We start from the raw sequence: 11,347 nt of genomic DNA, 5'->3' as shown, positions 1-11,347 counted from the left end.
GCCCCCGCCCGTCCCGACTGCGGTGCCCGATCTTCCGACGCCCGCGGCAGGGGAGGAGATCCTGCTCTACCGTGTCGAGGTCCCGGTCTATTCGGCGGTTCCGCCGGTGGCCGAGCATCTGGCGATGACGACACTTGGTACTTTCCATGAACGGCGAGGCGAACAGAGCCTGTTGTCAAACACCGAACTCTCTCCGGTCTGGGGCCGTATCTTCGGCCAGGACGCGAAGATGGGCTGGTCGGGAACGGTTTCGCCGTCGTTCGACGGCACCTTGTTCGGGTTCCAGGGCGGCTTCGACGTGTTTGGCCAGGAAACCGCTTCAGGTGGCGTCGATCGTGCCGGCCTGTTCATCGCCTATGCCACCATGAACGGCGATGTGCGCGGCCAGGCGCTGGGGCAGAACGATCTGGGCGTCGGCGACATCGATCTCGGCGGCACCAGCGTCGGCGGCTACTGGACCCGTATCGGTCCCGGGGGCTGGTACCTGGACGGGGTCGTCATGGCCACTTTTTTCAGCGGCGATGCGACCTCGACCCGCGACATCGGCATCGATGTCAAGGGAACCGGCGTCACCGCTTCGCTGGAAGGGGGCTACCCGATCGCGCTGGCGCAAGGCTGGACGCTCGAACCGCAGGCGCAACTGATTTGGCAGCATCTATCGCTCGACGATGCCGAGGATCGCTTCGCGTCGGTTTCCTTCGATCTCGACGACAACGTAACCGGACGCCTCGGCCTGCGCCTGCAGGGCGAGACGACATTGAACAGCACCGCGCTGCAACCTTACCTCAAGGCCAATCTCTGGCACGGTTTCGGTGGCACGGATCACGTCAACTTCGACACCACCGACATCTTGACCGAAAGCCGCTCGACCTCGTTCGAATTCGGCGGCGGCGTGACCGCCAAGGTGACGGACAAGGTCAGCCTCTTCGCCACCGGCGACTACACCACCAATCTCGGCGGCGACAAGCGGCGCATCCTTGAGGGCAATCTCGGCGTCAGCATCAAGTGGTGAGACGGCGAAGCTGGCGCTGTTTTCGTGCGTAAAGTCGACGCCGCCCCTCATCCGCCGGCAGGCAGGTGAGGGGCAGCGATAATGCTGTGCGTTGAGCGAATTCCCCTTGTTCAATTCCCTGAACGCATCGCCACTGTGGCGATGCCGGCGCCAACCAGCAGCGTGCCGCCGGTGCGGTTGAAGACGCGGATCGCCCTGGGGTTGCGCACAAGGTTGCGCGCTCGCGACGCGATCAGCGCGTAGCCGAAGGCGTTGGAGAAGGCGAGCGCCAGGAAGGTCGTCTCGAAGATCAGCATCTGCGTCCAGAAATCGGCGTGCCGGTCCAGAAACTGCGGCAGGAAAGCGACGAAGAAGGTGATGCTTTTCGGGTTGAGCGCGGTGACCAGCCAGGCATGCCCCATCATCCTGGCGGAGGACACGGCATCGGTGCGCGGCTCGGCCTTGAGCGCGCCGCCGGCCCGGAACAGTTTTACGCCGAGATAGACCAGATAGGCAGCGCCGATCAGCTTCAGGATCGTGAAGATGGTGGCCGAAGCTGCCAGCAGGGCGCCGATGCCCAGCATGGACAAGGTCATCGCCGTGAAGTCGCCCAGCGCCACACCGACAGCCATCGGCAGTGCGGTGCGCCATCCCTGGCCGAGGGCATAGGACACGACCAGAAGGATGGTCGGTCCCGGAATGACTAGGAGGATGGTCGACGCGGCAGCGAAGGCGGCCCAGTTTTCGAAGGACATGCTCGTCTCCTTTGAGCTCAAAGAAGAGGATAAATCCTTCGGTCCAGGAGAATGTAAAGCGGTTTGTTTCTACCCCCGCCAACGGCAGTTCGGCGTCAGTCGAGCCGCCCGACAGGTTCACGATCTCGGCGAGAAGCTTGAAGTTGATCTTTCAGGTCTTGCACATGGAGGTCCCCCGCTTTTGACACGCTGGCGCCGGGATCATGACCCGCCCGAGGTGATTTCGTGCAGGGCACGCTGGTTGGCGATACCGGAGAGGGCGCAATGGCGCCCAGCCTGTTCGCAAATGCAGGCAGCGCAAGGCCTTCACGCTTTATCAACCATGAATGATGAAAATGCTCGTCATCCGGCCGGACCGTGCTTCCCGCCGACAGCGTAGGGTTTGGGTACATGCGTGAGTTGCCGCAAGGTCTGAGGCCGCCGCGAAACGGCGACGCAATCGAAACCGATAGTCTTGTCTCCCGCCGCGCCGTTTTATCCGGGGCAGGGGCGTTGGCCTTGCTTGGCGCCGCCGGCTGCTCGACTTCGGGCGGCGGCCTGCCGGCGCTCGAGCTCGACGACACGGTCACCGGCTCTGTGCGGCCGATCCGGCCGAGCATCAGCGTCGACAAGAACATCACCAGCCCCGACCTGATGTACGCGTCCCTGAGCGACGGCGGCTTCAACGTGCCCGAGGTGCCCTACCTCAAGATCAAGCCGGAATTCCGCCGCCAGATCGTCGTCGACCAGACGGGCGAAGCGCCCGGCACCATCGTCGTTCATCTCAATGAGCGCATGCTCTACCTCGTCCAGCCGGGGGGCGACGCCATCCGCTACGGGGTCGGCATCGGCAAGGACGGCTTCCGCTGGTCCGGCCGCGCCAACATCCAGTACGGACGGGAATGGCCGACCTGGACCCCGCCGCCGGAAATGATCGCCCGCAAGCCGGAATTGGTAAAATGGCAGGGCGGCCAGCCCGGCGGCCTCACCAACCCGCTCGGGGCGCGCGCTCTCTACATCTATCAGGACGGCAAGGACACCGGCTACCGCATCCATGGCTCGCCCGAATGGTGGAGCATCGGCCAGGCCATGTCGTCGGGCTGTGTGCGCCTGATCAACCAGGACATCATCGACCTCTACAGCCGCGTTTCCAAGAAGAACCCGGTCGTCGTCGTCTAGCTCAAGCCTCACCTTGCGGCCGCTGGCGCGGCCGGTCGTTTCTGCCGTTGCGCGATGGCCAAAGACAGGCGAAGGTGCCTGAAATTCAATCGCCCGGGAGAATTTCACCAATGGCCGGAACTTTCGTCATCGCGCAGGGCGGCGGCCCGACGGCCGTCATCAACCAGACCGTGGTCGGGGCGACGCTGGAGATCCGCAAGCGGCATCCCGGCGCCAAGGTCCTGGGCTCCATCCACGGCGTGCGCGGTATCCGCGACGGCAATTATGTCGACCTCTCCGCCGTCCCGGAAGACCGCCTGCGGCTGATCGCCGGAACGCCGAGCGCGGCCCTTGGCTCGACGCGCGACAAACCGGATGCAGCCTATTGCGAGGTCGTCCTCGACGGCCTGAAGAAGGCCGGCGCGGATGCCTTCATCTATATCGGCGGCAATGACACGTCGGGCACGCAGCAGATCCTGACCGATGCCGCCGGCGGCAAGATCGCGTTCGTGCATGCGCCCAAGACCATCGACAATGATCTCGAGGAGAACGACCACACGCCGGGTTTCATCTCGGCGGCCGAGTTCGTCGCCGGCGCTTTCCTGTCCGTCGATCTCGATTTTCGCGCTCTGCCCGGCATCTATGTCGGCATCGTCATGGGCCGGCACGCCGGCTTCCTCACGGCCGCGGCCGCGGCTTGGCAGCTCGATCCCGACAGTGGTCCGCATCTCGTCTACGTGCCGGAGCGGCCGTTCTCGGCCACAGCCTTCATCGAGGACGTGCGCGCCACGCTCGACCGCCACAAGCGCTGCATCGTCGCCGTCTCGGAAGGGGTCAGCACCGCCGACGGCAAGGCGCTGGTTGAAAGCCTGGTGCCGCCGGAGAAGCTGGAGCGCGACCAGCATGGCAACGTCAAGCTATCGGGCAGCGACCTGCCGGCGGCACTTGAGCGGGCGCTCGCCGAAGGGCTGCCTGGCAAGCGCGCCCGCGTCGATGCGCTGGGCTACATGCCGCGCGGCTATGTCGGCGCCATCAGCGCCGTCGACGCGCAGGAGGCGTTCGACGCGGGAGCTTTCGCGGTCACCGTGGCCGAACAGGGCGGCGGCTCCGTGGCGCTGCAATATGACGGCACCAAAACCGTGCTGAAGAAGGTGCCGCTGAAGAACGTGGCCGGCAAGACCCGTCACATGCCTGAGAACTTCATGAAGCCGGACGCCAACCATCTGTCCGACGCCGGCATGGCTTACCTGAAGCGGCTGGTGCCGGAAAAATACAAGGTCGGAAAGCCCTTCGTCTGATGTCGGGAGCATACTTGATCCCAGGATCACACCTGATGCGAGGCTCACACCTGATGCCGGGCTCACGTTTGATGCCGGGCCGCTTCTGATGGAGAACTGGTTCAGCAGGAGCATCGTCGACGACAAGACGACCATGCTGACCGAGCCGTTCGTGCATGACTATGTGCGCGCCAACATCTGGCATCTCACCGGCCGCGACGCCGACCTTTTGGTCGATACCGGCATGGGCATCTGCCCGCTGGCGCCGGAGATCGAAACCCGGGCCGGCAAACCGCTCATCGTCGTCGCCACCCACATCCATCTCGATCATGTCGGCTCGCTGCATGAATTCGCGCTGCGCGTGGGACCCAGGGTGAGTGCCGCGCAATTCGAGAACATGGATGAGGCGGCGACCTACGCCTACATGTTCCACGACCTCGACGGCGCCGTCTCGCGACTGCCGGCACCGGGCTGGAAGGCTGCGGATTACAAGATCCCGCCAGCGCCGCTGACGCGCACCCTCGACGAGGGCGATGTCGTCGATCTCGGCGACCGCCGCTTCCGCGTGCTGCATCTGCCCGGGCATTCGCCGGATTCGATCGCGCTGTTCGACGAAGCAGACGGCCTGTTCTTCAGCGGCGACGCCATCTATGACGACCGGCTGATCGACGACCTGCCGGACTCCGACAAGTCGGCCTATCGCCTCACCATGCGGCGCCTGCTCGACCTGCCGATCCGCATCGGCCATGGCGGCCACGGCCCGAGTTTCCACGGCGAGCGCATGCGCGAGATCGCCTCGGCCTATCTCAGCCGAGCGGCTGGTCCATAAGCCGGCTCTAAAATTAAATCTTCGTAAGGTCGCCCGAAAACCCTAAATCAGGCCAATCCGCGCCCTAGATGCTGGTTTGTCGATCCGGCCGGCTGCCATGCGCGGCGAGACAGGCAATCCGGCTGTCGACAGCCGACGGGTGTTTTCCCCCGAACCATCCGCGGCCCAGGTTCAACTCTCGCCCGGACAGAACGACCATGTCACCCATAAGCATTCTTCGTAGACATCGCGTCGCGGCCCTGCTGGGCGCTGCGCTGATCATTTCTCCCATCGTGGCCTCCTTCGCCGAAAGCCCGAACGACGTCCACAACGCCGTCGGTACGACACAGACTCCCGTAGCCGGCGTAACGGCCCCGAACGGCTCCTTTGCCCCCATCGTGGCGGCCGACAAGCCGGCCGTGGTGACGGTTACGACCGTGATGAAGGGGCAACCGGACGCCATGAGCGATGCCTCGCCCCTGGACGGCGGCGGCTCGCCTTTCGACGATTATTTCCGCCAGTTCTTCGGCGACCAGGGCATGCCCGGACCGAAAGCACCACCGCAGCAGTCGCAGCGCGCCGAAGCGCTCGGATCCGGCTTTATCGTCGGCGCCGACGGCACCATCGTCACCAACAACCATGTCATCGACGGTGCGAACTCGATCAAGGTGACGCTTGACGACGGTACAGAGCTTCCCGCCAAGCTGGTCGGCCGCGACGCCAAGAACGACCTTGCGGTGATCAAGATCAAGGCCGACAAGCCCCTGCCGACGGTGAAATGGGGAGATTCTGATAAGTTGATGCCGGGCGATCAAGTGCTGGCCTTCGGCAATCCGTTCGGCATCGGCACCACGGTCACCTCAGGTATCGTCTCGGCGCGCGGCCGCGATCTCCACAGCGGGCCGTTCGACGATTTCATCCAGATCGATGCGCCGATCAACCACGGCAACTCTGGCGGTCCGCTGGTCGATGTGAGCGGCAACGTCGTGGGCATCAACACCGCGATCTATTCGCCCAATGGCGGCAGCGTCGGCGTTGGCTTCGCCATTCCGTCCGACCAGGCGCAAAAGGTGGTCGCCAAGCTGATGAAGGGCGGCGAAATCGAATACGGCTATCTTGGCGTCCAGATCCAGCCGGTGACCCAGGACGTTGCCAGTGCCATAGGTCTCGATCATCCCGGCGGCGCATTGGTCTCCTCGGTCACCGAGGGCTCGCCGGCGGCCGCGGCCGGCATCCAGACCGGCGACCTCATCACCCGCTTCGCCGGCCAGGAGATAAAGGATCCCAAGGACCTGTCGCGTGCCGTCGCCGATGTCTCGCCCGGCAAGAAGGAAACGCTCGACGTCTGGCGCAATGGCAAAACCATGCAGCTTTCCGTCGACGTCGGCCGCAATGGCGACGATGCGCAGACCGCGTCGGTATCTGGTGATTCCGGCGCGCCGGGAAACGGGCAGGGCGCCCGCCTGCCAGCGATCGGGCTCGGCCTGATGGACATCACGCCCGATATTCGCCAGCAGTTGAACCTCCCCGACAACCAGCGTGGCGCGGTGGTCGCCGCGGTCAATCCCGACAAGGCGGCGGCGGCTTCCGGCGTCCAGCCCGGCGACATCATTATCGCCGTCAACCAGATGCCGGTGAAGAGCGCCAGGCAGGCCACGCAGGCGATCGCGCAGGCCGGCAAGTCAGGCCGCAAATCGGTGCTGCTGCTGGTGGAACGAGGCGATGCCCAGATCTATGTCGCCGTGCCCTTCGCCAATGGCTGAGACATCGCGTTGACATGAATGCAGGGATGGCGGGCTTGTCGGTCGACGAGCCCGCCTCCCGGCCGGGGATTGACGCTTCAGGCCTTGAAATTCGAACCGCAAGGTAATACCTTCGGGACACATGGTATTACCGAGGAACGAAGATGGCGACGACCGTTACAGCGAAGGGACAAGTGACCATCCCCAAACCGGTTCGCGATCTCTTGGAGATCGTCCCGGGAAGCAAGGTCGATTTCCGGCGCGCTGCCGATGGCAGCGTGGTGCTGACCCGTGCTGACAAAAAGCAGCCGGCGAGCCGCTTCGCCAGGTTGCGAGGCCATGCCGGCGAGGGGCTCACGACCGACGCGATCATGGCGCTGACGCGTTCCGAACGGTGACGCTCGTCGACACCAACGTTCTGCTCGACGTTGTTACGGACGATCCGAGCTGGGCGGATTGGTCGGTCGCCCATCTCGAGGCAGCGAGCCTCGATGGGCCGTTGTTGATCAATGATGCGGTCTATGCCGAGCTTGCCGTCCGCTACGCACGCATCGAGGATCTGGAGGCGTTTGTCGAGGCGGCCGGTCTAGAAATGGTTCCGATGCCAAGAGCAGCCCTCTTCCTTGCCGGAAAAGCATTTACACAATATCGCAGATCGAGAGGATCCAGGACCGGCGTGCTGCCTGACTTTTTCATCGGCGCCCACGCAGCCGTCGGACGCCTTCCGCTGCTGACGCGTGATGTCGGCCGCTACCGGACTTATTTCCCTTCTGTGACGCTGATCACTCCCTGAATGGCCGTCGGATTTCGCTCCAAAGCGTGTCGCATCGAAATGGGCTCATGCGACGCGCTTTAAGCGGCGTTGCAGACCGCCGAGCGCCGTCGGTCACGCCTCGATATCAAGCGCCGAAAGCGGCTTGGAGCAGCAGGCGAGAATGAAGCCGTCCTCGATCTCGTGATCGAGGATGCCGCCATTGTGGCTCATCTCGACCTCGCCCGAGAGCTTCTTGACCTTGCAGGTTCCGCACAGGCCGAATTCGCACGCGGCGGGGATTCTGACTCCCGAGGCGCGCGCCGTCTGCAGCACCGTCTGGCCGGCGACGCATGCGGCATCGACATCCGAAATCGAGAACCGGATCGGCGTCGCGGCTTCGACAGGAATGGCTGCGCCGTCTCCAGTCGGCGAGGCGAACGGCGCCGGAATTTCCTCCACCAGCGGCGCTGCAAAGCTCTCCTGATGGTATCTCGCCATGTCGAAGCCGGCGGCTTCGAGCATGCCGCGCACGGCACGCATGAAGGGGTCGGGGCCGCAGCAGAAGATTTCGCGCTCTCGGAAATCGGGCGCCAAAAGCGGCAGCCGGATGGCGTCGATGCGGCCCATATGGCCGAACCAGCCTTCCCGGCTCGACCGCTCCTCGATCATGAAACCGAGCGACAGGCCGGGCATGCGGCTGCCGAGCAATTCCAGCTCCTTGCGGAAGATGATCTCTTCGGGGCGGCGGGCGCAGTTGACGAAGCCGACATCGGTCCATGGCGCGCAGTCGTTCAGCCAGCGCAGCATCGACATCATCGGCGTCACGCCGGAGCCGGCCGAGATGAACAGATATTTGGCCGCCGGGTGGCTGTGCAGCGAAAAGTCTCCGGCCGGCCCATACGCCTTGACGTGCGAACCAGGCCTCAAATGGTCGAACATCCAGCGTGTGCCGGTGCTGCCGGCCTGCGCCTTCACCGTCACCGCGATCGAGAATGGCCGTGAAGGCGAAGACGACAGCGTGTAGGTGCGCATCAGCAACCCATCCGCTGTCGGCAGTTCCAGCGTCACGAACTGGCCCGGCTTGTAGCGGAACCAGGTCTGGTTGTCGGAGCGGAAGGTGAAGGTCTTTACATCAGGCGCCTCGTCGCTCACGCCGATCACTTCCAGCACCTGGAGCCTGTCGTTCCAGGGCGCCATCTGATCGAGATGGCGATAGAGGCCGAGATACGTCATCGCATTCATCCCTTACCTCTCAAGCAACGCTGCGCAGGGCCGGCCGGCCGTCTTCGGCGAGGCGCGGACCGATGAAACGCGCGTACCAGTCGACGAACTGGATGACGCCGCCTTCGTGCAGTTCGGAATAGGGGCCGGGTTCATAGGCCGGCGACAGGATGCCGAAGGCGTTTTCCTCGACGATGCGACGATCCTGGCCGTTGGTCTCGGTCCAGACATGGGTGAGTTCGGCAAGGTCGTAGTCGACGCCCTCGACCGCGTCCTTGTGAACCAGCCATTTGGTCGTCACCGCGGTCTCGGTGGCGCTGATCGGCAGCACGCGGAACGTGACGGCGTGGTCGCCGAGGATGTGGTTCCAGGTCGTCGGATAGTGATAGAGCAGCAACGAGCCGATGCGGTCGGTGGCAACGCTGTCGGACAGGTTCTTCTTGACCGCGTGTTTTCCCGTCATCGTGTAACTGACGGCATCGCGCAGCAGCGGCGCGCGGATGGCACGGTATTGTCCGGCCGGGTCGATGCGGAACTTGCTCGGCAGGCCGGCGGCCTCGCATTTGGCCCAGTGAGCCAGCATCTCCGGGTCGCTGTCGGCGCCTTGCACGCCAGTCACGGTCGGCGCCTCAGGAAAGGTCTTGCAGAGCTCCGGATGGTTGCCGGCGCAATGATAGCATTCGCGGTTGTTTTCCCAGACCAGCTTCCAATTGCCCTTCTCGACGATGGTGCTCTCGAAGGCGACCTTTGCTTCGCGCAGCCGGTGCGGCAGCAAATAGGGTTCGATCATCATCCGCATCGGCGCGAAATCCGCCGGCTCGTCGGCGAGGCAAATGAAGGTGTAGCCGCCGACGCTTTCGCAGGCGACCGGCTTCAGGCCGAACTGGCTCTTGTCGAAACCCTCGGCCATCTGCCTGGCGAACAGCAGCCTGCCGTCCAGTTCATAGGTCCACTGATGGTAGGGGCAGACGAGCTTTGCCGCCGTGCCCTTGTCTGTGTTGCAGACGCGGCTGCCGCGATGGCGGCAAGAATTGTGGAAGGCGTTGATGTTGCCCTTCTGGTCGCGCACCAGCACGACAGGATAGTCGCCGATCTGCACCGTAATGAAGCTGCCGGGCCTGGGCAGTTCGCAATCATGGCCGATGAACAGCCAGTCGCGGTACCAGATCAGCTCCATGTCGAGCTTGAAGTAGTCGGCGTCGGTATAGAAGGGCTGCTCGAGTGAGAAGCCGTCCCTGCGGCCTTGCAGCCGTTTCAGCATGTCGTTGCGCGCATCCATGTCCTGTCCTCGCATTGAAGTCCTGTCCTCACATTGAAGGACTGAACGGAGGGGAGAGAGGAAGGATCAAGCCGCGCGCCGGCTTGCGCCGGACATGCACCATCCGCCTCTTGACCGCCCGCCGCGATCAGTCGAGTCCAACATCTCGGGCTGGTTTCCGGGCTCTGGAGCTGTCCTTGCGGACTGTCGCGACACCTTCCCAGGCCTTTGCCCAGTGGTCTCCCGTTGCGACCTGAACTCCACCACCGTTGCGGGGGCAGCGCCGGATTCTGACCGGCTTCCCAATTCTCCGCCTCGTCGTCACGCGGCGGCACCTGAGATGGCAGGATCTAACCATGATCGCCGGCTTGTCGTCGGCATGAAAACGACATCGCATCCATGCCGCGCGACACGCACTGAAAACGGTGCGGCCGCCGTTGCAGGGGCAGAAAGCCTCAGGTCGCCGCCTCGGATTCCGTCTCGTGGCGGAGGCAAAAAGGTTAACGGTTTCGAAAAGTGACTATTAGCGCCCTCTAAAATCGAACCGAACGGTTCGTTTCTGTTGACGATGCGTGCAGGACGGTGTGAACACTGGGCCTTCGACACAGTTGGTGATCGCGCGGTCTGTTAGAATAACTATCTGATAACAAATGGAAAAAAACGAATGTAGAAGGCCCTGGCACAATTTCAAGTGGTGGAAACTTGGTCCACACGGAAAAACTTCGTGATTGGAAATGGCGGTATGGCTTTCCCACATCGGGGCTGTCCGAACGACGCGATTTCCTCCCAAGACACGCCGCTAGACGGACGGAAAAATACTGGAGTATCAAAAAATGAAAAAGATCATTCTCACTGCCGCCGCCCTTCTGGCTGTTTCCGGCAGCGCCTTCGCTAGTAGCGACCATTATGGTTCGAATGCCCCTGCGGCCACCGCCGTCGACAGCTCGTACACCGCTTCGACCAAGAAGTCGGAACCGGCTGCCCAGACGCCTGTCCAGGGTGCCGATCGCAACCTCTTCGGCAACAACTAACAGCCGATCTCCAGTTGACGGCGGGCCTTCCGCCGTCCTGGCGAAATTCGAAAATTCAGGAGACTTGAAATGAAGAAGATCATCCTTGCTGCCGCCGCCGTTCTGGTGGTGTCGGGCAGCGCTTTTGCCGGCAGCGACAACTATGGCTCCAATGGCGCCAACCAACCTGCCGTCACCTCGGTCGACAATGCGCACACGGCTTCGATCCGCGACAGCGGCTCGCCCGTCTACAAGCTGCTCAATTCGTCGGGCGATGTACACAAGTCCGCCCCTCAGGGCAGTGACCGGAATCTCTTCGGCCACTAACAGCCGAAGCTGACACCAAACACGAGCGGCGGGCTTTGCCCGCCGCTCCTGTTTTTGCGTGACCGGC

12 protein-coding genes and 1 riboswitch are annotated in these 11,347 nt (G+C 63.4%); of the genes, 9 read left to right on the top strand and 3 right to left on the bottom strand.

The features are described 5' to 3' along the window. The coding region (locus FJ942_RS27160) for an autotransporter outer membrane beta-barrel domain-containing protein (protein WP_140899518.1) at nt 1-1,012 on the top strand (1,012 nt) is incomplete at its 5' end. A 110-nt stretch (nt 1,013-1,122) separates the two neighbouring features. Here FJ942_RS27160 and FJ942_RS27155 read toward each other — a convergent pair. Next, nucleotides 1,123-1,746, bottom strand: coding sequence for a LysE family translocator (locus tag FJ942_RS27155; protein WP_140559807.1), 624 nt, complete (start codon nt 1,744-1,746; stop codon nt 1,123-1,125). Nucleotides 1,747-2,136: 390 nt separating this feature from the next. Between FJ942_RS27155 and FJ942_RS27150 the strand changes: the two genes are divergently transcribed. From FJ942_RS27150 to FJ942_RS27125, 6 genes are all read left to right on the top strand, one after another. Continuing rightward, a complete protein-coding gene (locus FJ942_RS27150) occupies nt 2,137-2,904 on the top strand; it encodes a L,D-transpeptidase (RefSeq protein ID WP_140501239.1) in 768 nt (255 codons plus the stop codon). Between the two features lie 110 nt (nt 2,905-3,014). After that, nucleotides 3,015-4,181, top strand: coding sequence for a diphosphate--fructose-6-phosphate 1-phosphotransferase (locus tag FJ942_RS27145; RefSeq protein ID WP_140501237.1), 1,167 nt, complete (start codon nt 3,015-3,017; stop codon nt 4,179-4,181). 88 nt (nt 4,182-4,269) lie between these two features. Beyond that, on the top strand, nt 4,270-4,989 hold the full coding sequence (locus tag FJ942_RS27140) for an MBL fold metallo-hydrolase (protein WP_140517781.1): 720 nt from the start codon (nt 4,270-4,272) through the stop codon (nt 4,987-4,989). 197 nt (nt 4,990-5,186) lie between these two features. Further along, nucleotides 5,187-6,731: a DegQ family serine endoprotease gene (locus tag FJ942_RS27135; protein ID WP_140899515.1), complete on the top strand. Its 1,545-nt coding sequence runs from the start codon at nt 5,187-5,189 to the stop codon at nt 6,729-6,731. 143 nt (nt 6,732-6,874) lie between these two features. Beyond that, nucleotides 6,875-7,108: an AbrB/MazE/SpoVT family DNA-binding domain-containing protein gene (locus FJ942_RS27130; RefSeq protein WP_140501232.1), complete on the top strand. Its 234-nt coding sequence runs from the start codon at nt 6,875-6,877 to the stop codon at nt 7,106-7,108. Further along, the gene (locus tag FJ942_RS27125; RefSeq protein WP_140899513.1) at nt 7,105-7,503 is read left to right on the top strand and encodes a type II toxin-antitoxin system VapC family toxin; all 399 of its coding nucleotides are present in this window, start codon (nt 7,105-7,107) and stop codon (nt 7,501-7,503) included. The genes FJ942_RS27130 and FJ942_RS27125 overlap by 4 nt, the downstream gene beginning before the upstream one ends. Nucleotides 7,504-7,596: 93 nt before the next feature. Here the strand turns inward: FJ942_RS27125 and FJ942_RS27120 are convergent, their stop codons facing one another. Further along, nucleotides 7,597-8,697 carry a hybrid-cluster NAD(P)-dependent oxidoreductase gene (locus FJ942_RS27120; protein ID WP_140899520.1) on the bottom strand — a complete coding sequence of 367 codons (1,101 nt, stop codon included), beginning with the start codon at nt 8,695-8,697 and terminating at the stop codon, nt 7,597-7,599. A 19-nt stretch (nt 8,698-8,716) separates the two neighbouring features. Beyond that, nucleotides 8,717-9,964 carry an aromatic ring-hydroxylating dioxygenase subunit alpha gene (locus FJ942_RS27115; protein WP_140899511.1) on the bottom strand — a complete coding sequence of 416 codons (1,248 nt, stop codon included), beginning with the start codon at nt 9,962-9,964 and terminating at the stop codon, nt 8,717-8,719. 130 nt (nt 9,965-10,094) lie between these two features. Beyond that, nucleotides 10,095-10,297, bottom strand: a riboswitch (cobalamin riboswitch). A gap of 479 nt (nt 10,298-10,776) precedes the next feature. Here FJ942_RS27115 and FJ942_RS27110 point away from each other — a divergent pair. Then, on the top strand, nt 10,777-10,974 hold the full coding sequence (locus tag FJ942_RS27110) for a DUF680 domain-containing protein (protein ID WP_140501224.1): 198 nt from the start codon (nt 10,777-10,779) through the stop codon (nt 10,972-10,974). A gap of 69 nt (nt 10,975-11,043) precedes the next feature. Beyond that, nucleotides 11,044-11,280: a DUF680 domain-containing protein gene (locus tag FJ942_RS27105; protein ID WP_140899509.1), complete on the top strand. Its 237-nt coding sequence runs from the start codon at nt 11,044-11,046 to the stop codon at nt 11,278-11,280. The last annotated feature ends 67 nt before the right edge of the window (nt 11,281-11,347 follow it).

The organism is Mesorhizobium sp. B2-4-2, assembly GCF_006442845.1.
Taxonomy (GTDB): Bacteria; Pseudomonadota; Alphaproteobacteria; order Rhizobiales; family Rhizobiaceae; genus Mesorhizobium.
The sequence above is the reverse complement of the archived record's forward strand: the minus strand, read 5'-3'. Positions and strand labels throughout refer to the sequence as shown.

What these genes read in the sequence shown, in the direction of transcription:
- FJ942_RS27155 (WP_140559807.1), bottom strand. Translation starts at nt 1,746, where the DNA reads ATGTCCTTCGAAAACTGGGCCGCCTTCGCTGCCGCGTCGACCATCCTC.
- FJ942_RS27150 (WP_140501239.1), top strand. Translation starts at nt 2,137, where the DNA reads ATGCGTGAGTTGCCGCAAGGTCTGAGGCCGCCGCGAAACGGCGACGCA.
- FJ942_RS27145 (WP_140501237.1), top strand. Translation starts at nt 3,015, where the DNA reads ATGGCCGGAACTTTCGTCATCGCGCAGGGCGGCGGCCCGACGGCCGTC.
- FJ942_RS27140 (WP_140517781.1), top strand. Translation starts at nt 4,270, where the DNA reads ATGGAGAACTGGTTCAGCAGGAGCATCGTCGACGACAAGACGACCATG.
- FJ942_RS27135 (WP_140899515.1), top strand. Translation starts at nt 5,187, where the DNA reads ATGTCACCCATAAGCATTCTTCGTAGACATCGCGTCGCGGCCCTGCTG.
- FJ942_RS27130 (WP_140501232.1), top strand. Translation starts at nt 6,875, where the DNA reads ATGGCGACGACCGTTACAGCGAAGGGACAAGTGACCATCCCCAAACCG.
- FJ942_RS27120 (WP_140899520.1), bottom strand. Translation starts at nt 8,697, where the DNA reads ATGACGTATCTCGGCCTCTATCGCCATCTCGATCAGATGGCGCCCTGG.
- FJ942_RS27115 (WP_140899511.1), bottom strand. Translation starts at nt 9,964, where the DNA reads ATGGATGCGCGCAACGACATGCTGAAACGGCTGCAAGGCCGCAGGGAC.
- FJ942_RS27110 (WP_140501224.1), top strand. Translation starts at nt 10,777, where the DNA reads ATGAAAAAGATCATTCTCACTGCCGCCGCCCTTCTGGCTGTTTCCGGC.
- FJ942_RS27105 (WP_140899509.1), top strand. Translation starts at nt 11,044, where the DNA reads ATGAAGAAGATCATCCTTGCTGCCGCCGCCGTTCTGGTGGTGTCGGGC.